The sequence below is a fragment of the Streptomyces sp. DSM 120436 genome, from assembly GCF_055778765.1.
The window spans coordinates 2,744,682-2,769,262 of the sequence record NZ_JBSKBS010000001.1 but is presented as its reverse complement, the minus strand read 5'-3'; the positions used below and the strand labels follow the sequence as shown (position 1 = coordinate 2,769,262).

15 protein-coding genes are annotated in these 24,581 nt (G+C 74.1%); 10 read left to right on the top strand and 5 right to left on the bottom strand.

Annotation, left to right across the window (positions count from 1 at the left end):
* Nucleotides 1-22: 22 nt before the first annotated feature.
* On the top strand, nt 23-2,275 hold the full coding sequence (glgX, locus tag ACWH4W_RS12760; RefSeq protein ID WP_473075859.1) for a glycogen debranching protein GlgX: 2,253 nt from the start codon (nt 23-25) through the stop codon (nt 2,273-2,275).
* 11 nt (nt 2,276-2,286) lie between these two features.
* Here glgX and ACWH4W_RS12755 read toward each other — a convergent pair whose 3' ends face one another.
* Genes ACWH4W_RS12755 through ACWH4W_RS12740 form a run of 4 tightly spaced genes read right to left on the bottom strand, consistent with a single transcriptional unit; the run spans nt 2,287 to nt 5,882 of the window.
* Nucleotides 2,287-2,961: a response regulator gene (locus ACWH4W_RS12755; RefSeq protein ID WP_473075858.1), complete on the bottom strand. Its 675-nt coding sequence runs from the start codon at nt 2,959-2,961 to the stop codon at nt 2,287-2,289.
* Nucleotides 2,951-4,207 carry a sensor histidine kinase gene (locus ACWH4W_RS12750; protein ID WP_473075857.1) on the bottom strand — a complete coding sequence of 419 codons (1,257 nt, stop codon included), beginning with the start codon at nt 4,205-4,207 and terminating at the stop codon, nt 2,951-2,953. Before ACWH4W_RS12750 ends, ACWH4W_RS12755 begins: the two co-directional genes overlap by 11 nt.
* A 26-nt stretch (nt 4,208-4,233) precedes the next feature.
* On the bottom strand, nt 4,234-4,983 hold the full coding sequence (locus tag ACWH4W_RS12745) for an ABC transporter permease (protein ID WP_473075856.1): 750 nt from the start codon (nt 4,981-4,983) through the stop codon (nt 4,234-4,236).
* Nucleotides 4,980-5,882, bottom strand: coding sequence for an ABC transporter ATP-binding protein (locus ACWH4W_RS12740; RefSeq protein ID WP_473075855.1), 903 nt, complete (start codon nt 5,880-5,882; stop codon nt 4,980-4,982). The genes ACWH4W_RS12745 and ACWH4W_RS12740 overlap by 4 nt, the downstream gene beginning before the upstream one ends.
* 220 nt (nt 5,883-6,102) lie before the next feature.
* Here ACWH4W_RS12740 and ACWH4W_RS12735 point away from each other — a divergent pair, with 220 nt between their 5' ends.
* The 7 genes from ACWH4W_RS12735 (at nt 6,103) to ACWH4W_RS12705 (ending at nt 17,204) form a co-directional block, all read left to right on the top strand.
* On the top strand, nt 6,103-7,890 hold the full coding sequence (locus ACWH4W_RS12735; protein ID WP_473075854.1) for an ABC transporter ATP-binding protein: 1,788 nt from the start codon (nt 6,103-6,105) through the stop codon (nt 7,888-7,890).
* Nucleotides 7,887-9,740 carry an ABC transporter ATP-binding protein gene (locus tag ACWH4W_RS12730; RefSeq protein ID WP_473075853.1) on the top strand — a complete coding sequence of 618 codons (1,854 nt, stop codon included), beginning with the start codon at nt 7,887-7,889 and terminating at the stop codon, nt 9,738-9,740. The genes ACWH4W_RS12735 and ACWH4W_RS12730 overlap by 4 nt, the downstream gene beginning before the upstream one ends.
* 77 nt (nt 9,741-9,817) lie before the next feature.
* A complete protein-coding gene (locus ACWH4W_RS12725; protein ID WP_473075852.1) occupies nt 9,818-10,702 on the top strand; it encodes a fructosamine kinase family protein in 885 nt (294 codons plus the stop codon).
* 61 nt (nt 10,703-10,763) lie between these two features.
* Nucleotides 10,764-12,485, top strand: coding sequence for an ABC transporter transmembrane domain-containing protein (locus ACWH4W_RS12720; RefSeq protein WP_473075851.1), 1,722 nt, complete (start codon nt 10,764-10,766; stop codon nt 12,483-12,485).
* A complete protein-coding gene (locus ACWH4W_RS12715) occupies nt 12,482-14,245 on the top strand; it encodes an ABC transporter ATP-binding protein (protein WP_473075850.1) in 1,764 nt (587 codons plus the stop codon). Before ACWH4W_RS12720 ends, ACWH4W_RS12715 begins: the two co-directional genes overlap by 4 nt.
* A gap of 311 nt (nt 14,246-14,556) precedes the next feature.
* Entirely contained in the window at nt 14,557-16,602 is a 2,046-nt protein-coding gene (locus tag ACWH4W_RS12710; RefSeq protein WP_473075849.1) for a M4 family metallopeptidase, read from the top strand.
* A gap of 80 nt (nt 16,603-16,682) precedes the next feature.
* The gene (locus tag ACWH4W_RS12705; RefSeq protein ID WP_473075848.1) at nt 16,683-17,204 is read left to right on the top strand and encodes a DUF1990 domain-containing protein; all 522 of its coding nucleotides are present in this window, start codon (nt 16,683-16,685) and stop codon (nt 17,202-17,204) included.
* A 101-nt stretch (nt 17,205-17,305) separates the two neighbouring features.
* On the opposite strand, the gene ACWH4W_RS12700 is transcribed toward ACWH4W_RS12705, so the two are convergent.
* Nucleotides 17,306-19,924, bottom strand: coding sequence for a glycosyltransferase family 1 protein (locus tag ACWH4W_RS12700; RefSeq protein WP_473075847.1), 2,619 nt, complete (start codon nt 19,922-19,924; stop codon nt 17,306-17,308).
* Between the two features lie 771 nt (nt 19,925-20,695).
* Here ACWH4W_RS12700 and ACWH4W_RS12695 point away from each other — a divergent pair.
* Nucleotides 20,696-22,852, top strand: coding sequence for an alpha-1,4-glucan--maltose-1-phosphate maltosyltransferase (locus tag ACWH4W_RS12695; protein WP_473075846.1), 2,157 nt, complete (start codon nt 20,696-20,698; stop codon nt 22,850-22,852).
* A complete protein-coding gene (gene treS / locus ACWH4W_RS12690) occupies nt 22,849-24,549 on the top strand; it encodes a maltose alpha-D-glucosyltransferase (RefSeq protein WP_473075845.1) in 1,701 nt (566 codons plus the stop codon). Before ACWH4W_RS12695 ends, treS begins: the two co-directional genes overlap by 4 nt.
* Nucleotides 24,550-24,581: the final 32 nt, after the last annotated feature.

Below are 24,581 nucleotides of genomic sequence, written 5' to 3'. Positions count from 1 at the left end.
ACGAGCCGCGGGAGGCTGACAGGTGTCCAGCGCAGCCGAGCAGGAGACGGTGGCCGGAGAGCGGGCCGCCGGGGACGGGCGGCCGGCCGTCGTCGTGAACGGCGCGCGGCCGGCGCGGCCCGCGCCCACGGTGCCCGTCCGGCCGGGCCGGCCGGCGCCGCTGGGCGCCCGGTTCCGCACCGGCCCGGACGGGGTGGCGGGGACCGACTTCGCGCTCTGGGCGGGCGGGGCGGAGGGGGTGGAGCTGTGCCTGTTCGACGAGCACGGCCGGGAGAGCCGGGCCCGGCTGACCGAGCTGACGCACGGCATCTGGCACGGTTTCGTGCCGGGGGTGCTGCCCGGGCAGCGGTACGGCTACCGGGTGCACGGCCGCTGGGACCCGTGGACCGGCGGGCGCTGGAACCCGGCGAAGCTGCTGCTCGACCCGTACGCCCGGGCCGTCGACGGCGACTTCGCGCTGCCGCCCGAGGTGTACGGGCACGTCCGCGACTGGCCGGAGCAGCACGTCGCGGACACCGTGCGCGACGACCGGGACTCGGCGCCGTTCGTGCCGAAGGGGGTGGTCGTCCACGACGACGACGACTGGGCGGACGACCGGCGGCCGAAGACGCCGTGGGCCGACTCGGTCATCTACGAGCTGCACGTGCGCGGCTTCACCATGCGCCACCCGGACGTCCCTCAGGAGCTGCGCGGCACCTACGCGGGTCTCGCGCACCCCGCGGCGATCGAGCACCTGGTGCGATTGGGCGTGACGGCGGTCGAGCTGCTGCCGGTGCACCAGTTCGCGCACGAGGACCACCTGCTGCGCCGGGGCCTGCGCAACTACTGGGGCTACAACTCCATCGGCTACTTCGCCCCGCACGCCGCCTACGCGGCCTCGGGAACGGCCGGGCAGCAGGTCGGCGAGTTCAAGCGGATGGTGCGGGCCCTGCACGCGGCCGGCATCGAGGTGATCCTCGACGTCGTCTACAACCACACCGCCGAGGCGGGCGAACTGGGCCCCACGCTGTCGTTCAAGGGCGTCGACAACCGCGGCTACTACCGCCTCCAGCCGGACGCCCGCCGCTACGCCGACTACACCGGCTGCGGCAACACCCTGCACGTGGTGCAGCCGCACGTGCTGCGGCTGATCACGGACTCGCTGCGCTACTGGGTGACGGAGATGGGCGTGGACGGCTTCCGCTTCGACCTGGCGGCGGCGCTGGCCCGCTCCATGCACGACGTGGACATGCTGTCGCCGTTCCTCGCGGTGATCGCGCAGGACCCGGTGCTGCGCCGGGTGAAGCTGATCGCGGAGCCGTGGGACGTCGGCTCCGGCGGCTACCAGGTGGGCGCCTTCCCTCCCCTGTGGACGGAGTGGAACGACCGCTACCGGGACGCGGTGCGGGACTTCTGGCGGCACGCGCTGCCGGACGTGCGGGAGATGGGCTACCGGCTGTCCGGGTCCAGCGACCTGTACGCCTGGGGCGGGCGGCGGCCGTACGCCTCGGTCAACTTCGTCACCGCGCACGACGGTTTCACCCTGCGCGACCTGGTGTCGTACGACCGCAAGCACAACGAGGCCAACGGGGAGGGGAACCGCGACGGCACGGACGACAACCGGTCGTGGAACTGCGGCGCGGAGGGCGAGACGGACGACGGGGACGTGCGCGCCCTGCGGCGGCGGCAGCTGCGGAACCTGCTGACGACGCTGCTGTTGTCGACGGGCGTGCCGATGCTGGTGGCCGGCGACGAGATGGGCCGCACCCAGCGCGGCAACAACAACGCCTACTGCCAGGACAACGAGACCGGCTGGGTGGACTGGAGCCTGCGGGACGACCCGGAGTGGCGGCCGCTGTTCGCGCTGGCCTCGCGGCTGATCGCGCTGCGCCACCGGCACCCGGTGCTGCGCCGCCGCTCGTTCTTCTCCGGCCGGGCGCACTCCGCGGACGGGCTGCGGGACCTGGCCTGGTTCACCCCGCACGGCCGGGAGATGACCGAGGGCGACTGGTACGCGCCGGCCGCCACGCTCGGCATGTACCTCTCCGGCCGGGACATCCCGGGACGCGACGAGCGGGGCGCGCCGGTGCTCGACGACAGCTTCCTGGCCGTCCTGCACGCGGGCGCGGACCCGGTGGGGTTCGCGCTGCCGGGGTCCCCGTGGGCGGAGCGGTACGAGGTGGTGGTCGACACCGGGCGGGAGGAGCAGAGCGGGCCGCCGGACGTGACGTACGCGGCGGGGGCCGTGATCACGGTGCCGGGGCGGACCGTGTTGCTGCTGCGGGTGGCGTCCTGACGGGCGGCCCGTCAGCCGAGGATGCCCCGGTCGTACGCCGTCGCCACGGCCGCCGCCCGGTCCTTGGCGCCCAGCTTGGCGAAGATGTGCGTCAGATGCGTCTTGACCGTGGCCTCGCTGATGAACAGCTCGCGGGCGATCTCCCGGTTGGAGGTGCCCTTGGCGACCAGGGCCAGCACCTCGCGTTCCCGCGCGGACAGCGGTTCGGCGCCGGGGGTCCGGGGCGCGCGGACGGCGGACACCAGCCGGGAGGCGACGGCCGGGGACAGCACGGAACGGCCCCCGGCCGCGGCCCGGACGGCCGCGAACAGCTCCTCGCGCGGGGCGTCCTTGAGCAGGTAGCCGGTCGCGCCCGCCTCGATCGCGGGCAGCGTGTCGGAGTCGGTGTCGTACGTGGTCAGCACCAGCACCCGGGCCCGCGCGCCCCGGCGGGTCAGCTCCCGGATGGCCTCCACGCCGCCCGTGCCCGGCATCCGCAGGTCCATCAGGACCACGTCGGGGTCCAGCTCCGCCGCCCGCTGGAGCGCCGCCGCGCCGTCGGCCGCCTCGCCGAGCACCCGGAAGCCGGGCGCGGACTCGAACATGCCGCGCAGGCCGTCCCGGACGACCGGGTGGTCGTCGACGACCAGCAGGGAGATCACGGGCGCGGCCTCGGCGGCCTCTGCGGACGCGGCGTCATGGGTCATGGCGGACCAACGGTACGCGAGCCGAGACCGCCGTCCCGCCGCCGGGTTCGGACTCGACCGTGAGGGACCCGGCGACGCGTTCGGCGCGGGCCCGCATGCCGTCGAGGCCGAAGCCGCCGGCGGAGGTGTGCGCGGGGACGGCGAGCGGGTCGAAGCCCGCGCCGTCGTCGCGGATGTCGAGGGTGACCTCGTCCCCCATGTAGGAGAGGGTGACGCCGGCCCGGGCGGCCCGCGCGTGCCGCGCCGTGTTGGACAGGGCCTCCTGGGCGATGCGCAGCAGGGTGGCCGCCATCTCGTCGTGCAGCGGCTCGACGGTGCCGGTGACGGTGAACGCGGCGTTCACGCCGGTGCGTTCGCCCCATTCGGCGACGGCCCGCTTCAGCGCGCCGGGCAGTCCGCCGTCGGCGAGCGCGACCGGGGACAGGTTGTGCACGGAGCGGCGGGCCTCGCCGAGGCTGTCGCGGGCCAGGGCGAGCGCCCGGTCCAGATGGGCACGGCCCGCGACGGGGTCGGGGGTGTTCGCGGCGACCTGGAGCTGGGCGATGATGCCGGTCAGGCCCTGGGCCAGGGTGTCGTGGATCTCCGCGGCCAGCCTGCGGCGCTCGTCGGCGACGCCTGCCTCCCGCGCCTGGACGAGGAGCTGGGAGTGCAGGGCGGCGTTCTCGTCGAGGGCCTGCTGCAGGGCGGTGTTGGTGCGTTCGAGTTCGGCGATGGTCGCCAGCCGGGCCCGGCCGCGGTCCTCCTCCAGGTCGGCGAAGTGGCTGAAGAGGAGGACCAGGAAGCCGTTGGCGGCCAGCAGGGAGCCGAAGAGCGTCCAGCCCAGCCGGCCGTCCGGCGGCATCCCTCCCGACTGGGAACCGGCCAGGGTCACGGCGGTGGCGCACAGGCCGGCCTTGCGCAACGGGCGCGGCAGCAGGCGCTCGGTGCTGAAGTAGCCGTGGACGGCGTAGAAGGCGAACAGCGGGTTCAGCCAGGTGAGCGCGAAGCCGAGGGCCCAGCGCAGGGCGTACAGGCGGGCGCCCGCCGCGGACGGGCCGGGCGGCCGGGTGCGCGACCGCCGGCCCCACCACAGCTCCACGGCGACGGCCGCCACGACGAGCGCGCCGCCCGCCCGGCGTTCGCCGGTGCTCATCCCGAGGGGGTCCGCTGCCGCCCAGGCGATCACGGTGCTCAGCAGCAGCAGCCCGTACGGGCCCCAGCGGTCGAACACCGCCCAGCGGTCGTCGAGTCGGGCCGTTCTGGTCATCGCACCAGTGTCCGGCACAGCCCTCCTCACTCCCAGCGGAACCAGCGCACCGCGCCCGCGGTGAGCAGCACCGCCCAGCCCGCCGTCACCGCGAGGTGCGCCGCGCCGGGCCAGTCGCCCGCCGCCGCGTCGTTCAGGGCCTGGGCGGCCGCGCCGAACGGGGTCCAGCCGACGATGTCGGCCATCAGGTCCGGCATGGCCTCGACCGGGAGCCACACGCCCGCGGTGAACATGGCCGGGAACAGCGCGGTGGAGCCGATCGCGGTGGCGATCTTCGCGGTGCGGGCCAGGGCGCTGATCAGCGCGCCGAGCGCGAGGGAGGCGGCCAGGGCGAGCAGCAGCGCCAGCAGGTGGCCGAGCGGCTGCCCGGGCAGGGCGACGTCGAAGGCGAGCCGGCCGACGGCGAGGGTGACCGCCGCGGAGACCAGGGAGGCGGCGCCGAGCACCGTCATCTGGGCGGCGAGCAGGGCGGCGGGACGGACCGGTGTGGTGGACATGCGGCGCAGGATGCCGGTCTCGCGGTAGCCGGTGAGGGTGGGCGGCATGCCCTGGAGTCCGCCGATGATCAGGCCGAGGAGGAGGGTGACCGGCACGTAGGCGTCGACCGGGCGCAGTCCGCCGAGGGCGGGGTCGGCCTCCCGGAAGGAGGGGATGGACCCCAGGATCACCAGCAGCAGGGTCGGGAAGAGCATGATCCAGAAGATGCCGCCGGGTTCGCGCCGGAAGAGCCTCGACTCAGTTTTCAGCACTGCGGTGTTGACGAGTCCGGTGCTCATGCCGTGGTCTCCGTGAGGTCCAGGAAGGCGTCGTCCAGCGTGGCGTCGGTGACGCGCAGCTGGTGGGCGGTGACGCGGGAGCGGGCGAGAAGGGTGAGAACGGCGTTGACCGTGTCGTCGGTGCCGGACAGGGTGATCCGGCCGTCCTTGTGGGCGACCGAGGCGAGTCCGGGCAGCGCGCCGAGGTCGGCGTCGTCGAGCGGGGCGGACGGGGTGAAGCTGATGACGGTGGCCCCGGCCGAGCGGCGGATGAGTCCCGCCGGGGTGTCGAGGGCGGCGACGCGTCCCCGGTCGATGACGGCGATGCGGTCGCAGAGGCGCTGGGCCTCCTCCATGAAGTGGGTGACGAGGAGGACGGTGACGCCGCCCGCGCGGACGTCCTCGATGAGGTGCCAGGTGTCGCGCCGGGCACGCGGGTCGAGGCCGGTGGTCAGCTCGTCCAGCACCACGATCCGCGGGTTGCCGATGAGGGCGAGCGCGATGAACAGGCGCTGCTTCTGGCCGCCGGACAGCTTCGCGAACCGGGTGGTCAGTTTCGCGGTGAGGCCCAGCCGTTCGGCGAGCGGACGCCAGTCGGCGGGGCGGGGGTGGAAGGAGGCGTAGAGCTCCAGGGCCTCGCGGACGGTCAGCTTGGGCTGGAGTTCGCTCTGCTGGAGCTGCGCGCCGAGGATGCGGGTGACCTCCTCGTGGTCGGCGACGGGGTCGAGTCCGGCGACCCGGACCCGCCCGGCGTCGGGGACGCGCAGCCCCTCCACGCACTCCACGGTGGTGGTCTTGCCGGCGCCGTTGGGGCCGAGGATGCCGAAGATCTCGCCCTCGTCGACGGAGAAGGACACCCCGTCGACGGCGGGCCGGCCGCCGTAGGCCTTGCGCAGGTCGGTGACGTCGATGACGGACATGACGGCCAGTGTTCCGGCGGGCGGGGTGCGCGGACATCGGCCGTCGCGCTCGGCCGCGCATCGTCCGATCGGCCGATGGAGTGGTACGACTCCCCGCTGCGCGGCGCCCGTCCACCGGGACACGGCCGTCCGGCGGCGCGGGTCGTAGGTCCCGGGACCGAGGCGGACCGGGACGGAATTCGGTGGGCAGCGACAGTGGCGAACCGTACGCTCACTACTGATGCACACTCCACCTTCTCCCCGGGAACCCCGCTCCACCGTGCGGACGCTGCTGCGGCTGTGGCCGTACGTGCGTCCCGTGCGGGCGCGCCTGTTCACCGCCGCGTTCATCGCCGTCCTGGCGTCCTGCATCGGGCTGGTCATCCCGCTCGTGCTGAAGTGGATGGTCGACGGGCCGATCGCCGACCGGGACCCGGCGGGGGTGTGGCTCGGCGCGCTGTACCTGCTGCTGCTCGGGCTGGCGGAGGCCCTGCTGTTCGGGTTGCGGCGCTGGCTGGTGGCGCGGCCGCTGTCGCACGTCGAGGCGGAGATGCGGGCCGGCCTGTACCGGCATCTGCAGCGGCTGCCGATCGCGTTCCACGACCGCTGGCCCTCGGGGCAGTTGCTGTCCCGGGCCACCACGGACCTGATGCTGCTGCGCATGTTCCTGGCGTTCCCGCTGACGTTCCTGCTGGTCAACGGGGTGACGATCCTGGTCGGCGTGATCATCATGCTGGTCCAGGACTGGACGCTGGGGCTGGTCGTCCTGGTGCCCGCGGTGCCGGTGCTGATCACCTGCGTGGTGTTCGAGAAGCGGTACTCGAGCGCGGCGCGGCAGGCGCAGGACCAGGTGGGCGATCTGACGACCGTGGTCGAGGAGAGCGTGCTCGGCATCCGGATCATCAAGGGGTTCGGCCGGCACCGCAGCCAGGCGCGGGCGTTCCGGGAGCTGTCGGGGAAGCTGCGCGGCACGGAGCTGCACAAGGCGCGGCTGCTGGCGACGATCCTCGGCGTGATCGTGACCCTGCCCGAACTGGCCGTCGGGGCGGCGCTGGTGCTGGGCGCGGTGCGGGTGGCGGACGGCTCGCTGTCGGCGGGCACGCTGGTGGCGTTCCTGTCCACGGCGCTGGCGCTGCGCTGGCCGGTGGACTCGATCGGCTTCCTGCTGGCGATGAGCCAGGAGGCGGCGACGGCCACCGAGCGGTACTTCGAGGTGATGGACGCGGAGCCGGAGTCCGGCACCACGGTGTCCGCCGGGAAGCCCGGCGGACACCGGGAGGGCGGGCTGCGGTTCGAGAACGTCACCTTCCGCTACCCGGACGCCCCCGAGGGCTCGCCGCCCGTGCTGGACCGCGTCGACCTGCACATCCGGCCCGGCGAGTCGCTGGCGCTCGTCGGCGCGACCGGCAGCGGCAAGACCACGCTGACCGCGCTCGTGCCCCGGCTGCACGAGGTCACCGAGGGGCGCATCACCCTCGACGGGCGGGACATCACGGAGATGTCCCGGGAGGAGCTGCGCTCCCGCGTGGCCGTCGCCTTCGAGGAGCCGACGCTGTTCTCCGCGACCGTCGGCGAGAACGTCCTGATGGGCGGCGGCAGCGGTGAGGAGGACCTGGCGCGCGCCCTGGCCGTCGCCCAGGCCGACTTCGTGCACGCGCTCCCGCAGGGCACCGCCACCCAGGTCGGCGAGCAGGGCCTGAGCCTGTCCGGCGGGCAGCGGCAGCGGCTCGCGCTGGCCCGCGCGGTCGTGGGGCGCCCCGACTTCCTGGTGCTGGACGACCCGCTGTCCGCGCTGGACGTGCACACCGAGGCCGCGGTCGAGGCCGCGCTGCGCCGGGTGCTCGCCGACACCACGGCGCTGATCGTGGCGCACCGCCCGTCCACGGTGCTGCTCGCCGACCGGGTGGCGCTGCTGTCCGGCGGACGGATCACGGCGGTCGGCACCCACCACGAACTGCTGCGCGGCAACCGGGAGTACGCCCACCTCATGTCCGGCGCCCCGGCGGGGGAACAGGAGGAACAGCGATGACCGCGGCCACCACCGCACCCGTCCTGGACGAGGACGACGACCGGACACCGCAGAAGGGCGGCGACCCCTTCGACCGGGACGTGCTGCCCACTCCCCCGGGCGCCACCGGCGCGCTGCTGCGCTCCCTGCTCGCGCCGATGCGCGGCCGGGTGGCGCTGACCGCGCTGTTGCTGCTGCTCCAGCAGGCCGCCGTGCAGGCCGGCCCGCTGCTGGTGGCGTACGCGATCGACCGGGCGGTGCCCGCGTTCCGCGGCGACGACCACGGACCGCTGATCGCGGTGGCGGTGGGGTACCTGCTGTGCGCGTCGGCGGCCGGCGCGCTGCAGTACGCGTTCATCACCGCGTCCGCCCGGGTCAGCCAGGACGTGCTGCTCGACCTGCGCGGCCGGATCTTCCGGCACGCGCAGGCGCTGAGCGTGGACTTCCACGAGCGCTACACCTCCGGCCGGCTGATCTCCCGTTCCACCACCGACGTCGAGTCGCTGCGGGAGCTGCTGGAGGAGGGCCTGCAGGAACTGGTGACGACCGTCCTGTCCGCCGTGTACATCTCGGTGCTGCTGTTGTGGCTGGACCTGGGGCTGGGCGCGGTGGCGGTGGCGTCGTTCGTGCCGCTGTACCTGCTGGTGCGGTCGTACCAGCGGCGGGCGCGGCGGGTGTACCGGCGGCGGTCGACGGCGATCGCCGCGGTGATCGTGAAGTTCGTCGAGACGATGAACGGCATCCGTCCGGTGCGCGCCTTCCGCCGTGAGCGGGCCAACGACGCCGACTTCGCGGTGCTGAACCGGCGGCACGAGAGGACCAACGGCGACGCGCTGCTGGAGATGGCCCGCTACGTCGTCGGCTCCCGGGTGACCGCCAACACCACGGTCGCGCTGATCGTGCTGTGGGGCGCCTACCGGGTGGCCGGGGAGACGCTGGCGCTCGGTGTGCTGGCGGCGGCCGTGCTGTACCTGCGGCGGCTGTACGACCCGATCGACCGGCTGGGCATGTTCCTCAACTCGGCGCAGTCGGCGGCGGCCTCGCTGGAGAAGATCGCCGGACTGCTGGCGCAGACCCCGTCCGTGCCCGAGCCGGCGGCCCCCCGCGAGCTGCCGGGGCGGCGCCCCGCCCTCCCCGGGCGCGAGGTGGTCTTCGACGACGTGCGGTTCGCGTACCGCACCGGCGGCGAGGTGCTGCCCCGCTTCGGGCTCACCCTGCCGGCCGGGCAGACCGTCGCGGTCGTCGGCTCCACCGGCGCGGGCAAGTCGACGCTGGCGAAGCTGCTCGCCCGGTTCTACGACCCCACCGGCGGACGGGTGCTGCTCGACGGCGTCGACCTGCGCGACCTGACGGGACGGGACCTGCGGCGCGAGGTGGTGATGGTGACCCAGGAGGCGTTCCTGTTCTCCGGGACGGTCGCCGAGAACATCGCGATCGGCCGTCCGGAGGCCGGCCGGGAGGAGATCGAGCAGGCCGCCAAGGAGATCGGCGCGCACGACTTCATCGCCGCGCTGCCCGACGGCTACGACACGGACGTCCGCAAGCGCGGCGGCCGCATCTCGGCCGGACAGCGCCAGCTGGTGGCGTTCGCGCGGGCGTTGCTCGCGGACCCGGCGGTGCTGATCCTGGACGAGGCGACCAGCTCGCTGGACGTCCCCGGCGAGCGGGCGGTGCAGCGGGCGATGGCCACGGTGCTGAAGGGCCGTACGGCGGTGGTGATCGCGCACCGGCTGTCCACCGTGGAGATCGCGGACCGGGTGCTGGTGATGGAGCGCGGGCGGATCGTGGAGGACGGCAGCCCGGACGAACTCATCGGTGGCGCCGGCCGGTTCGCGGATCTGCACCGGGCCTGGCGGGACAGCCTGGTGTGACGCCCCGCCGGGGGAGCCGCCGTCGCGGGGACCGCTCCCGGGGCCGCGGTGAGGGACCGATCGAGAGGAGCACACCTGTGGCGGAGGCGACGTCGATGCTGCTCGCCCGCCTGCACGCGGCCGGGCTGACCGATGCCGGCACGGTCGAGCCGGTCTCCGGGGGCCTCGCCGCGACCGCGGGGCTGGCGCGCCGCGCGGACGGCACACCGGTGTTCGTGAAGGCGTTCGACGAGCCGCCGGCGGACGACGCCTTCGCCGCGGAGGCCGAGGGGCTGACGGTGCTGCGCGAGGCGGGCGGCGTCACCACGCCGGACGTCGTCCTCGCGGACCGGGACCTGCTCGTGCTGTCGGTGCTGCGTCCCCGGCCGGACACGGAGGCGTTCTGGGAGGCGTGCGCGCACGCGGTCGCCCGGCTGCACACCGGCACACGGCACGACCGGTTCGGCTGGCACCGGGACAACTGGCTGGGCCGCCGCCGTCAGGTCAACACCTGGACCGACGACGGCTTCGAGTTCTTCGCCCGGCACCGGCTGCTGCGCTGGCTGGAGGAGCCCCGGGTCCACCGGGCGCTGGACGCCGCCGACCGGCGGGCGCTGGAGCGGCTGTGCGACCGGCTGCCCGAGCTGCTGCCGGCCCGGCCCGCGTGCCTGACGCACGGCGACCTGTGGGCGCGGAACGTCATGGCCGCCCCCGACGGGCGGCCCGCGCTGGTCGACCCCGCCGTGTCGTACACCTGGGCCGAGGTGGACCTGGCCCACCTGTGGACGACTTCACCCCCGCCCGAGGCGCGGGTGTTCTTCGAGCGGTACGCCGAGCTGACCGGGCTCGACGCCGGCTGGCGGGACCGGATGCCCGTCCTCCAGCTGCGGCAGCACCTGGCGGTGATCGCCCAGTTCGAGCCCGACTGGGGCGCCGCCGAGCACGTACGGGCCACGCTCGCGCCGTTCCGGAAGCGCCCGTGAGAGCGGCCGACGCGACGACGGGACACACCGGCCGCCGGGCCGTACGGGGAGGGGAACGGACGTGATCGACGCCTACGAGGATCCCGGCACGCCCGACGGGCGCGGCGGGGCCCGTTATCTGTGGTGGCTGGTGCGCCGGCAGCCGGGGCGCTGCGTGGCGGGGGCGGTGTACGGCAGTGTGTGGATGGTGCTGCTGGCGGCGGTGCCGTACCTGATGTCGCGGGCGGTGGACGACGGGCTGGGGACGGGCGACCTGACGGCGCTGGCCGGCTGGACCGGCGCCCTGGTCCTGGTGACCGCCTTCAACGCCTGGCTGGGCATGATGCGGCACCGCACGATGACGATGGTCCGGATGGACGCCAACTTCCGCACGGTGAAGGTGGTCGTCGGGCACACCGTGAGGCTGGGCGCGGCGCTGGAGCGGCGGGCGGCGGCCGGGGAGGTGGTGACCATCGGGGTGGGCGACGTACAGGTGATCGCCCAGTCGCTCACCGCCGTCGGGCCGGGGTTCGGCGCGGTCGTGGCGTACGCGGCGGTGGCGGGGCTGCTGCTGTCGGTGTCGCCGCTGCTGGCCGTGGTGGTGCTGCTCGGGGTGCCGGTGATCGGGCTGGTCGTGGGGCCGCTGACGGGACGGCTCCAGGGCGCGGAGACGGAGTACCGGCAGCGGCAGGGCGTGCTGACCGCCCGGATCGGGGACCTCGCGGGCGGGCTGCGGGTGCTGAGCGGGCTGGGCGGCAAGGGGCTGGTCGCGGACGCGTTCCGCCGCGACTCGGGGCGGCTGCGGGAACAGGGCTACCGGGTCGGGGCGGTGACGAGCTGGATGCAGGCGCTGGCCGCGGGGCTGCCGACGCTGTTCCTCGCGGTGGTGACCTGGATCGCGGCGCGGCAGGCCGCGCAGGGGGACATCAGCATCGGCGAGCTGGTGTCGGTGTACGGGTACGTGACGGTCCTGGTGTGGCCGGTGATGTTCCTGATCGAGTGCGGCTACTACCTCAGCCGGGGCGTGGTGGCGGCCGGGCGGGTGGCGGCGCTGCTGCGGATCCAGCCGCCGCCGGACGCGGCCGCCGCCGACCCGCCGGCCGGGCCGGCCGCGCTGGACGACCCGGAGTCGGGGGTGCGGGTGCCGCCGGGGCGGCTGACCGCGCTGGTGTGCGCGCGGCCCGCGGACGCGGCGGCCGTGGTGGACCGGCTGGGCCGGTACGCGCCGTCGGACGTCACCTGGGGCGGGGTCCGGCTGGACGAGATCGCGCTCGCGCGGGTGCGGGAGCGGATCCTGGTCGCCGATCCGGAGGCCGCGCTGTTCGCCGGTCCGCTGCGGGAGGTGGTGGCGGGCCGGGGCGGGGCGTTTGACGCGGAGGTGCTGCGCGCGCTGCGCGCGGCGGCCGCCGACGACGTCGTGCGCGGACTGCCCGGCGGGCTGGACTCGGTGGTGTCCGCGCAGGGGCGCAGCCTCTCCGGCGGCCAGCGGCAGCGGGTCCGGCTGGCCCGGGCGCTGCTCGCCGACCCCGAGGTGCTGCTGGCGGTGGAGCCGGTCTCGGCGCTCGACGCGCACACCGAGGCCCTGGTCGCCGACCGGCTGCGCGCCGCGCGGCAGGGCCGTACGACCGTGCTGGCCACCACCTCGCCGCTGGTGCTGGACCGGGCCGACCGGGTGCTCTTCCTGGTCGACGGGAAGGTGGCGGCGAGCGGCCGTCACCGTGAACTGCTGGACGGCGAACCGGAGTACCGGCGCCTCGTGGCCAGGGAGGCCGGGCAGGGCGCCCCCGAGGAGGTGGCGGGATGAGCGGGGAGCGGCTCGCGGTGGCGGGACCGGCCGACGTCCGCCGGGCGGCCGGGGAGCTGGTGCGGGCGGACGGCCGGGCCTTCGCGGGCGTGCTGGCGCTGAACGGCCTGGCGGCCCTGGCCGGCCTGGCCGGGCCGTGGCTGCTCGGGCGGATCGTCGACGAGGTGCGGGCGGGCGGCGGCACCGCGGTGGTGGACCGGCTGGCGCCGGTCATCCTGGCGTGCGCGGTGGCGCAGCTCCTGCTGTCCCGCTGGGCCCGCTTGGTGGGACACCGGTTCGGCGAGCGGACGCTGGCGCGGGTGCGGGAGCGGTTCGTGGACCGGGTGCTGGCGCTGCCCTCCGCCGTGGTGGAGCGGGCGGGCACCGGCGATCTGACGACGCGGGGCACGGCCGACGTGACCGCCGTGGGCACCACGCTGCGCGACGCCGGGCCCTCGCTGCTGGTCAACGCGGTGCAGTCGCTGTTCGTCATGGCCGCGATCCTGTTCGTCGACCCCTTGCTGGGCGCGCTGGGGCTGCTGTGCCTCACCCCGATCTGGCTGGTGCTGCGCTGGTACCTGCGGCGGGCCCGGGACGCGTACCTCGCCGAGGGCGCGGCCAACTCGGACGTGGCCGAGGTGGTCGCGTCGACGGTGTCGGGCGTGCGCACCGTGGAGGCGCTGCGGCTGGAGGAGCGGCGGGTCCGGGCGAGCCGGGAGGCGCTGGAGACGTCCCGCCGCGCCCGCGTGCGCACGCTGTTCCTGCGCTCGGTGTTCCTCCCCGTGGTCGAGCTGTCGTACGTGGTGCCGGTGGCCGGGGTGCTGTTGTGCGGCGGGTGGCTGCACGGGCGGGGAGCGGTGAGTCTCGGCGCGGTGGTGGCGGCCTCGCTGTATCTGCTGCAGCTGAGCGGCCCGCTGGACGAGGTGCTGATGCGGCTGGAGCAACTGCAGAGCAGCGGCGCGTCGTTCGCCCGGGTGGAGGGGCTGGCCCGGGCGCCGCGCGCGGCGGGACGGAGCGATACCCCGGACCCGGCCGGGGACCGCATCGACGTGACCGGGGTGCGCTACGCGTACGACGGGGGCGGCGAGGTGCTGCGCGGGGTGGACCTGACGGTGACGCCGGGCGAACGGCTGGCGGTGGTGGGGCCGTCGGGCGCGGGCAAGACCACGCTGAGCCGGCTGCTGGCGGGGGTGGACGCGCCGACCTCAGGGAGCGTGACCGTGGGCGGGGTGCCGGTGGCGTCGCTGGACCCGGAGCGGCTGCGCCGGCAGGTGGTGCTGGTGACCCAGGAGCACCATGTCTTCCTCGGGTCGGTCCGGGACAATCTGCGGATCGCCGCACCGGACGCCGGGGACGGGGAGCTGTGGGCGGCGCTGGCCGTGGTGGGCGCGGACGGCTGGGTGCGGGAGCTGCCGCGCGGCCTGGACACCGGGCTGGGCGAGGGCGGTCACCCCACGGACGGCCCGCAGGCGCAGCAACTGGCCCTGGCGCGCGTGGTGCTGGCCGATCCGCACACGCTGATCCTCGACGAGGCCACCGCCCTGCTCGACCCGGCGACGGCCCGGCACGCCGAGCGGGCGCTGGCCGCCGTGCTGGAGGGCCGTACGGTCGTCGCCGTCGCGCACCGGCTGCACACCGCGCACGACGCGGACCGGGTGGCGGTGATGGAGGACGGCCGGGTCTGCGAACTGGGGACGCACGACGCCCTGGTGGCGGCGGACGGGGTGTACGCGGCGCTGTGGCGGTCCTGGCACGGGGACCGGCCGGCCGGCGCGCCGTGAGGCCGGCGGCCGGGGCCCGTCACGGCGGCGGGTCCCGGCCGCCTGTGCCGGGACCCCCTCCCTCGCGTCCGCATACCGGATACCTCCTCCCGGACACCGAACGGATTCCGGCCAACTTCCTGACGCGCTCCTGACAGAAACCGCGATCCCCTGCGACTCTTCCCACGGCCGCCGCACAGCAACCCCACAGCTTCGGCTGCCCGTTGCCCGACGGCCACTGCTCGGAGCACTTCCGTTCTGCCCGGCCGGCTGACCCGCCGATCGGTCTCCCCAGGCCGCGCACCCCCGCGGCCCCGCAGAAGGAGTCAGCGTTGAGAAGCAGGACGTCCCACAGACGCACCCCCCGCACCGCGCAGCGCCGCGCCGCCGCCGTCGCCCTCGCCGGGGTGGCCGCGCTGATCGCCACGGCCGTGCAGTCCGGCGCCGCCACCGCCGCCCCCGACACGGCGCCCCGGGCCGCGGGCACCGCCGCGCCCGGCGCGGAGTCGGTGCGGCTCACCCCCGCCCAGCGCGCCGCGCTGATCCGCGAGGCCGATGCCGCCACGGCGGAGACCGCCAGGGACCTCGGTCTGGGCGCGAAGGAGAAGCTCGTCGTCCGTGACGTCCTCAAGGACCGCGACGGCACCGTGCACGTCCGCTACGAGCGCACCTACGACGGGCTGCCCGTCCTCGGCGGCGACCTGGTCGTCCAGGGCGACACGGCCGGCGAGGCGGACAAGGTCGTCAAGGCGACCCGCGCCGCGGTCGAGCCCGCCACCACCGCCGCGAGGGTGCCGGCCGCGAAGGCCGAGCAGCAGGCCCTGTCCGCCGCGCAGGCCGAGCGGGCCGAGGGCGCGGACGTCGACCGGGCCCCGCGCAAGGTGATCTGGGCGGCGGACGGCAAGCCGGTCGTGGCGTACGAGACGGTCGTCGGCGGCCTGCAGCACGACGGCACCCCGCAGGAACTGCACGTCGTCACCGACGCCACCACCGGCGAGAAGCTGTACGAGTGGCAGGCCGTGCACAACGGCACCGGCCACACCGTGTACAGCGGCACCGTCGACCTGACGACCACCCGGTCCGGCTCGACGTACAACCTGACCGACGGGGCGCGCGGCAACCACCGCACGTACAACCTCAACCGCGGCACCTCCGGCACCGGCACCCTGTTCTCCGGGGCCGACGACGTCTGGGGCGACGGCAGCCCCTCCCACCTGGAGTCGGCCGCCGCCGACGCCCACTACGGGGCGGCGCTGACCTGGGACTACTACAAGAACGTGCACGGCCGCAACGGCATCCGCGGGGACGGCGTCGGCGCGTACTCCCGGGTCCACTACGGCAACAACTACGTCAACGCCTTCTGGTCGGACAGCTGCTTCTGCATGACCTACGGCGACGGCGCCGGCAACGCCAACCCGCTCACCTCGATCGACGTGGCCGCGCACGAGATGACCCACGGCCTCACCTCGAACACCGCGGGCCTGGTCTACAGCGGCGAGTCCGGCGGCCTCAACGAGGCGACCAGCGACATCTTCGGCTCGACCGTCGAGTTCTACGCGAACAACTCCTCCGACGTCGGCGACTACCTCATCGGCGAGGAGATCGACATCAACGGCAACGGCACGCCGCTGCGCTACATGGACAAGCCCAGCAAGGACGGCCGGTCCAAGGACTCCTGGTACTCCGGCATCGGCTCGATCGACGTGCACTACTCGTCGGGCGTGGCGAACCACTTCTTCTACCTGCTCGCCGAGGGCAGCGGCACCAAGACCGTCAACGGCGTCACCTACGACTCCCCCACCTCCGACGGCCTGCCGGTCACCGGCATCGGCCGCGCCAAGGCGGAGAAGATCTGGTTCCGCGCGCTCACCACGAAGTTCACCTCCACCACCAACTACGCGGCGGCCCGCACCGGCACCCTGGCGGCGACCGGTGAGCTGTACGGCACGGACAGCGCCGAGTACAAGGCGGTGCAGGACGCCTGGGCGGCCGTCAACGTCGGCACGCGCTCCGGCGGCCCCGGAGGCGGCGGCACCACCTTCGAGTCCACCACCGACGTGGCGATCCCGGACGCCGGCGCCGCGGTGACGTCCGCGATCACCGTCACCGGCCGCACCGGCAACGCGCCGGGCAACCTCAGGGTCTCGGTGGACATCGTGCACACCTGGAGCGGTGACCTGGTCGTCGACCTGCTGGCCCCGGACGGCACGTCGTACCGGCTGCGCAACCGCACCGGCGGTTCGGCGGACAACATCAACGAGACGTACACCGTCGACGCGTCGTCGGAGACGGCCAACGGCACCTGGCGGCTGCAGGTGCGGGACATGGCCCGCTACGACACCGGCCACATCAACGGCTGGAGCCTGACCTTCCCGTAGACGGACACCGCGCGGCACCCGGAGCCCACCGCTCCGGGTGCCGCCGGGATTCACCGTCCCACCGCCTAGGCTTGGGTCCCATGTCTGCGGCGGACTTCACCTACGACCACGTCGGCGCGAGCCGGGATCCCGACTTCTGCCCTCCCGGTTTCCACCGCCTGAGGGAGCGCACCCGGCTCGGCGAGGGGGAGAAGGTCTTCCGGCAGGCCGCCGACGCGCTGTTCACCTGGGAGCTGCACCGGGAGATGGGCGTCGGCATCGACGCCTCGGCGGACCGGGCGGCGCCGGACGTCGAGGTCACCGTCACCCTGGCCGGGCTGGTGAAGGCGCCCTGCCGGGTGGTGTGGACGGCGGAGGAGCACCGCACGGCCGGCTGGGCCTACGGCACGCTGGCCGGCCACCCGGAGAGCGGCGAGGAGGCGTTCGTCGTGCACCGCACGGGCGACGGGACGGTGTGGCTGACGGTCTCGGCGTTCAGCAGGCCGGCCCGCTGGTACGCCCGGGCCGGCGGCCCCGCCACCCGCTCCCTCCAGCACGCCTACGCCCGTCACGCCGGCAAGACCCTCCGCCGGCTGGCGACACGGGGGGTGGAGGACGCCTGACACGCGGCCTGCGGGTCGTCGTCCCCCCGACGGCACGGGCGGGCGCGGGCGGCGCCCCCGCCGGGCCGCACCGCCCGCGCCCGTCCCGGCCGCCGGTCACGTCACCTCATCAACAACCCCGCCGCCCCGGCCACGTCCTCCGACGGCACGGCCACCAGCCCCAGCTCCGCCCCGGACGCCAGCAGCCGATGACTCGGCAACACCCGCACGGTGTACCCGAACGGCCCCGTACGGTCCAGCGCCAACGGCCCCTCGTACACCCATTCACCCCCCGGTGCGGGCGCACCCACCGGCTTCAACGGCACGGCGGACGCCTCCGTGATGCGGTCCTCCTCGTCCACCCGCCCGGACACCGCCTGCACCTCGACGTCCTCCGGCCGCAGACCGCCGAGCCCCACCCGCACCCGCAGGGCGAGCGTGCTGCCCAGTTCCGCGGTGGCCGAGGCCACGGACGTCTCGACGTGGTCGACGGTCACCCCGTGCCACGCCCCCCGCACCGTCGCCTTCCACTCGGCCAGCTCCCGCGCGGCATCGGCGTCCATCGCCCGGTGCGCGTGCGCGGCCGGCGTGTACAGCCGCTCCACGTACTCCCGCACCATGCGCCCGGCCAGCACCTTCGGCCCGAGCAGGCTCAGCGTCCGCCGCACCATCTCGATCCAGCGGTCCGGCAGCCCGCTGCGCCCGCGCTCGTAGAAGGTGCGGGTCACCCGCTGCTCCAGCAGGTCGTACAGCGCCGCGGCCTCTATGTCGTCACGCCGGTCCGGGTCGGTCCCGGCGCCGTCCGCCGTGGGGATCGCCCAGCCGAAGTCGGGCTGGAACCACTCGTCCCACCAGCCGTCCGGCACGGACAGGTTGAGCCCGCCGTTGAGCGCGGCCTTCATCCCGCTGGTGCCGCACGCCTCCAGCGGGCGCAGCGGGTTGTTCAGCCAGATGTCGCAGCCGGGGTACAGCTTCTGCGCCATGGCCATGCCGTAGTCGGGCAGGAAGACGATCCGGTGCCGCACGCGCGGGTCGTCGGCGAACCGCACCAGTTCCTGGATGAGCCGCTTGCCGCCGTCGTCCGCCGGGTGCGCCTTGCCCGCGACCACGATCTGCACCGGCCGCTCGGGGTGCAGCAGCAGGTCCGTCAGCCGCTCCCGGTCGCGCAGCATCAGCGTCAGCCGCTTGTACGACGGGACGCGCCGGGCGAAGCCGATGGTGAGCACGTCCGGGTCCAGCACGCCGTCGATCCAGCCCAGTTCGGCGGTCCCGGCGCCGCGCTGCCGCCAGGAGGCGCGCAGCCGTTCCCGCACCTCCAGCACGAGCAGTTCGCGCAGTGACCGGCGCAGGTCCCAGATGTCCTGGTCGGGAATGTCGGCGACGGAGTCCCAGCGGTCGGAGTCGCCGATGCTGAGCGCCTCCTCCGCGCGCTGGGTGCCGATCTGCCGGGCGCCGAGCCGGTACACCTCGGGGGCGACCCAGGTGGGCGCGTGCACCCCGTTGGTGACGGAGGTGATGGGCACCTCCTCGGGGTCGAACCCGGGCCACAGTCCGGCGAACATCTCCCGGCTGACCCGGCCGTGCAGCAGGGACACGCCGTTGGCCCGCTGGGCGAGGCGCAGGCCCATCACGGCCATGTTGAACAGGCCGGGCTCGCCTCCGGGGTAGGTCTCCCTGCCGAGCCGCAGGATGCGGTCGACCTCCAGGTGCGGCAGTTCCGCGTGCGGGCCGAAGTGCCGGGCGACCAGTTCGCGGTCGAAGCGGTCGATGCCGGCCGGGACGGGCGTGTGCGTGGTGAACACGGTTCCGGCGCGGACCGCCTCCAGGGCCGCGTCGAAGTCGAGCCCCTCGGCGCGCAGCTCCGCCATCCGCTCCAGGCCGAGGAACCCGGCGTGCCCCTCGTTGGTGTGGAACACCTCGGGCGCCGGATGCCCGGTCAGCCCGCAGTACGCGCGGACCGCGCGGACGCCTCCTATGCCGAGCAGCATCTCCTGGAGCAGCCGGTGCTCGCTGCCGCCGCCGTAGAGCCGGTCGGTCACCCCGCGCTCGCCGAGGTCGTTCTCCTCGACGTCGGAGTCGAGCAGGAGCAGCGGGACCCTGCCCACCTGGGCGACCCAGACGCGGGCCCGCAGGGAGCGCCCGCCGGGCAGGGCGAGGGTGATCTGGGCGGGCGCGCCGTCGGCCTCCTTGAGCTGGTCCAGGGGCAGCTCGTGCGGGTCGAGGACGGGGTAGTGCTCCTGCTGCCAGCCGTCCCGGGACAGGGACTGGCGGAAGTAGCCGTGCCGGTAGAGCAGGCCGACGCCGATCAGGGGGACGCCGAGGTCGCTGGCGGCCTTGAGGTGGTCGCCGGCGAGGATGCCGAGCCCGCCGGAGTACTGCGGCAGGGCGGCGGTGATGCCGAACTCGGGGGAGAAGTAGGCGACGGCCGCGGGCAGCCGGCCGCTCTGCCGCTGGTACCAGCGGTCGCCGGTCAGGTAGGTGTGCAGGTCGTCCGCGACCGCGGCGAGGCGGTCGAGGAAGTCGCGGTCGCCGGCCAGTTCGGTGAGCCGCTCGGTCGGCACGCTGCCCAGCAGGCGCATGGGGTCGCCGCCGGCCGCGGCCCAGCGTTCGGGGTCGACGGAGCGGAAGAGGTCACGGGTTCCGGCGTGCCAGGACCAGCGCAGATTGCGGGCCAGATCGCTCAGCGGCCGGAGCGGTTCGGGGAGGACGGGTCGGACGGTGAATCGACGGATAGCCTTCACAAGCCACCTCGGCGCGTTCGTGAGAGACGCGGTGTGCGTCCGGGTATCGCAGCCGACAGTACCGGCGCGGACACCGTCCGCGGGGGAAGCCGGGGGATACGGGTACCTCCCTGGCCGTGTCCAAACGGTTCACCGCACAGCGGATACGGCCGGTTCCGCACGCATGTGCGGTCCTGCTCATGCGTGCCTCCGCGGGTCGTGCCGCCGCTCCGGCCCGCGCGTCCGGCCGTGCGGACCGGGCCGGTCGCCGGGCAGGGCAAGAAACCGGCCGTTTCCGCCGCCCGCCGGGCCGCCACCCCGGTCACCTCCGGGATCCAGGCCCCTCGCACCCCCTTCCGCCTCGCCCGCCCCGGCGGTCACGCGCCGCCGTCCGCGTGCGCCGCGGGCAGGTCGCCGCACTCCGGGCCGACGACGGCGGGGGCGGACGCAGAAGCCGCTGGTCACCGAGGGTGCCGGACGCCGCACCCCCGGCACGCGCGCACCGCTCGCTCCGGCGCCCGCGCGCCGGGGTGGCGCGTCCGCTCCAGGGCGCCCGCCACCCGTGCCGACCGGTGGGAACGAACCCATCACGGGCGCGCTCCGGACCGGCCGGGCGCCCGGCGGTCCCGGCCGGTCTTGTGTGTCGACATACGCGTGAGTAGTTAACAAAGGGCCGGATTGCCCACCCGGACAGTGTGGGAAGGCTCCTGCGGGTACACCCCACAAGGACCCCGCAGGACCCACCTCCCCACAGTCTTCCGCCCACCCTCGTTGACGCGGACAGGAGCGGTCATGCCCGCCACGCACCACTCGTCATCCCCTTCGCCGTCCGGCACGCCGGCCCGCCCGGCCGCGTCCGGCCCTCCCCCCTCCGCCGCGCCCCCGCGGCCCGCCGCCGGGAGTTCCGCGCCGCCCGCGCCGCCCGGGACCTCCGTCGGCCGCATCCCGGTGCTGGACGTCCGGCCGCTGGTGCGGCAGGGGCGCCGGCCCGCGAAGGCCGTGGTGGGCGAGTCGTTCGAGGTGACGGCGACCGTGTTCCGCGAGGGGCACGACGCGGTCGCGGCCAACGTGGTGCTGAAGGACCCGGAAGGGCGCCCCGGCCCCTTCACGCCGATGCGGGAGCTGGCGCCCGGCACGGACCGGTGGGGGGCCACCGTCACCCCGACCGGGACGGGACTGTGGACCTACGCCGTGGAGGCGTGGGGCGACCCGGTCACCACCTGGCGGCACCACGCGCGGATCAAGGTCCCGGCGGGCATCGACACCGAGGTGGTGCTGGAGGAAGGGGCGCGGCTGCACGAACGGGCGGCCGAGCAGGTCCCCGGCTCCGGTGACCGGGAGGTGCTGCGCGCGGCCGTGGAGGCCCTGCGCGACACGGAGCGCCCGGCGGCGGCCCGCCTGGCGGCGGCGTTGACGCCGGAGGTGGACGCGGTGCTGGCCCGGCATCCGCTGCGGGAGCTGGTCACCAGCAGCGATCCGCTGCCGCTGCTGGTCGAGCGGGAGCGGGCGCTGTACGGCTCCTGGTACGAGTTCTTCCCCCGCTCGGAGGGCACGCCCGAGCAGCCGCACGGCACCTTCGACACCGCCGCGCGGCGGCTGCCGGCGATCGCGGCGATGGGCTTCGACGTGGTCTACCTGCCGCCCGTCCACCCGATCGGGACGACCTTCCGCAAGGGCCCGAACAACACCCTGGACGCCGGCCCGGACGACGTGGGGGTGCCGTGGGCGATCGGCTCCCCCGAGGGCGGCCACGACGCGGTGCACCCGCGCCTGGGCACCCTGGAGGACTTCACCCGCTTCGTGGCCCGCGCCCGCGAGCTGGGCATGGAGGTCGCCCTGGACTTCGCGCTGCAGTGCTCCCCCGACCACCCCTGGGTGCACAAGCACCCCGAGTGGTTCCACCACCGCCCCGACGGCTCCATCGCGTACGCGGAGAACCCGCCGAAGAAGTACCAGGACATCTACCCCGTCGCCTTCGACGCCGACCTGGACGGGCTGGTCACCGAGACCTGCCGGATCCTGCGGCACTGGATGGACACCGGGGTGCGGATCTTCCGGGTGGACAACCCGCACACCAAGCCGGTGGTGTTCTGGGAGCGGGTGATCGCCGAGATCAACCGCACCGACCCCGACGTCCTCTTCCTGGCGGAGGCCTTCACCCGCCCGGCGATGATGCACACCCTGGCCCAGATCGGCTTCCAGCAGTCCTACACGTACTTCACCTGGCGGAACACCAAGCAGGAGCTGACGGAGTACCTGACCGAACTGACGGGGGAGGCCGCCTCCTACATGCGGCCCAACTTCTTCGCCAACACCCCCGACATCCTGCACGCCTACCTCCAGCACGGCGGCCGGCCCGCCTTCGAGGTCCGCGCCGTCCTGGCCGCCACCCTCTCCCCCACGTGGGGCATCTACAGCGGCTACGAACTGTGCGAGAACACCCCGCTGCGCGAGGGCAGCGAGGAGTACCTCGACAGCGAGAAGTACCAGCTCAAACCCCGCGACTGGGAAGCCGCCGCACGCGAGGGACGCACCATCGCCCCCCTCATCACCCGGCTCAACACCATCCGGCGCGAGAACCCGGCCCTGCGGCAGCTGCGCGACCTCCACTTCCACCAGGCGGACAAGGAGGAGGTCATCGCGTACTCGAAGCGGCGGGGCGGCAACACGGTGCTCGTCGTCGCCAATCTCGACCCCCGGCACACCCAGGAGGCGACGGTCTCGTTGGACATGCCGCAACTCGGCCTGGACTGGCACGAGTCCGTGCCGGTGCGCGACGAGCTCACCGGCGAGACCTATCACTGGGGCAGTGCCAACTATGTGCGTCTCGGTCCGGGCGGGGCACATGTACTCGTCGTCGGCGGGGGGTCCGGGGACGGGCCTCCCGGGGCGCACAGCGCGGTTCTGCGACCGTCCACCCCGCAGATCGGAGGGTCTTCCGCCACATGAGCGTCAACGAACCCGTCCTGGACACCTTCGAGGACACCCCCGCCAAGGACCGTGACCCCGACTGGTTCAAACGCGCCGTCTTCTACGAGGTCCTCGTCCGCTCCTTCCAGGACAGCAACGGCGACGGCGTCGGCGACCTGAAGGGCCTGACCGCCAAGCTGGACTACCTGCAGTGGCTGGGCGTCGACTGCCTGTGGCTGCCGCCCTTCTTCAAGTCGCCGCTGCGCGACGGCGGGTACGACGTCGCCGACTACACCTCGGTCCTGCCGGAGTTCGGCGACCTCGCCGACTTCGTGGAGTTCGTCGACTCCGCCCACCAGCGGGGCATGCGCGTGATCATCGACTTCGTCATGAACCACACCAGCGACCAGCACCCCTGGTTCCAGGAGTCGAGGCGCGACCCCGGCGGGCCGTACGGCGACTACTACGTGTGGGCCGACGACGACAAGCAGTTCCAGGACGCCCGGATCATCTTCGTCGACACCGAGGCGTCGAACTGGACGTACGACCCGGTGCGCAAGCAGTACTACTGGCACCGCTTCTTCTCGCACCAGCCGGACCTGAACTACGAGAACCCGGCCGTGCAGGAGGAGATGATCTCCGCGCTGAAGTTCTGGCTGGACCTCGGGATCGACGGGTTCCGGCTGGACGCGGTGCCGTACCTGTACCAGGAGGAGGGGACGAACTGCGAGAACCTGCCGGCGACGCACGCGTTCCTGAAGCGGGTCCGCAAGGAGATCGACACCCAGTACCCCGACACCGTCCTGCTCGCCGAGGCCAACCAGTGGCCCGAGGACGTCGTCGACTACTTCGGCGACTACGCCGCCGGCGGCGACGAATGCCACATGGCCTTCCACTTCCCCGTCATGCCCCGCATCTTCATGGCCGTGCGGAGGGAATCGCGCTACCCGGTCTCCGAGATCCTCGCCAAGACCCCCGCCATCCCCTCCGGCTGCCAGTGGGGCATCTTCCTGCGCAACCACGACGAGCTGACCCTGGAGATGGTCACCGACGAGGAACGCGACTACATGTGGGCCGAATACGCCAAGGACCCCCGCATGCGCGCCAACATCGGCATCCGCCGCCGCCTCGCCCCCCTCCTGGACAACGACCGCAACCAGATCGAACTGTTCACCGCCCTGCTGCTGTCCCTGCCCGGCTCGCCGATCATCTACTACGGCGACGAGATCGGCATGGGCGACAACATCTGGCTCGGCGACCGCGACGCCGTGCGCACCCCCATGCAGTGGACCCCCGACCGCAACGCCGGCTTCTCCTCCTGCGACCCCGGCCGCCTCTACCTGCCCACCATCATGGACCCGGTCCACGGCTACCAGGTCACCAACGTCGAGGCCGCCATGGCCTCCCCCTCCTCCCTGCTGCACTGGACCCGGCGGATGATCGAGATCCGCAAGCAGAACCCGGCGTTCGGCCTCGGCTCCTACACCGAACTGCCCTCCTCCAACCCCGCCGTCCTCGCCTTCCTGCGCGAATACGAGGACGACCTGGTCCTGTGCGTCAACAACTTCTCCCGTTTCGCACAGCCCACGGAGCTGGATCTCAGCGCCTTCGAGGGGCGGCACCCGGTGGAGCTGTTCGGCGGGGTGCGCTTCCCCGCCGTCGGCGAACTGCCGTACCTGATGACGCTCGGGGGGCACGGCTTCTACTGGTTCCGGCTCCGCGAGGACACCGCCTAGAACCCGGGGCGGGGCGGTTTCCCCCGCTCCGC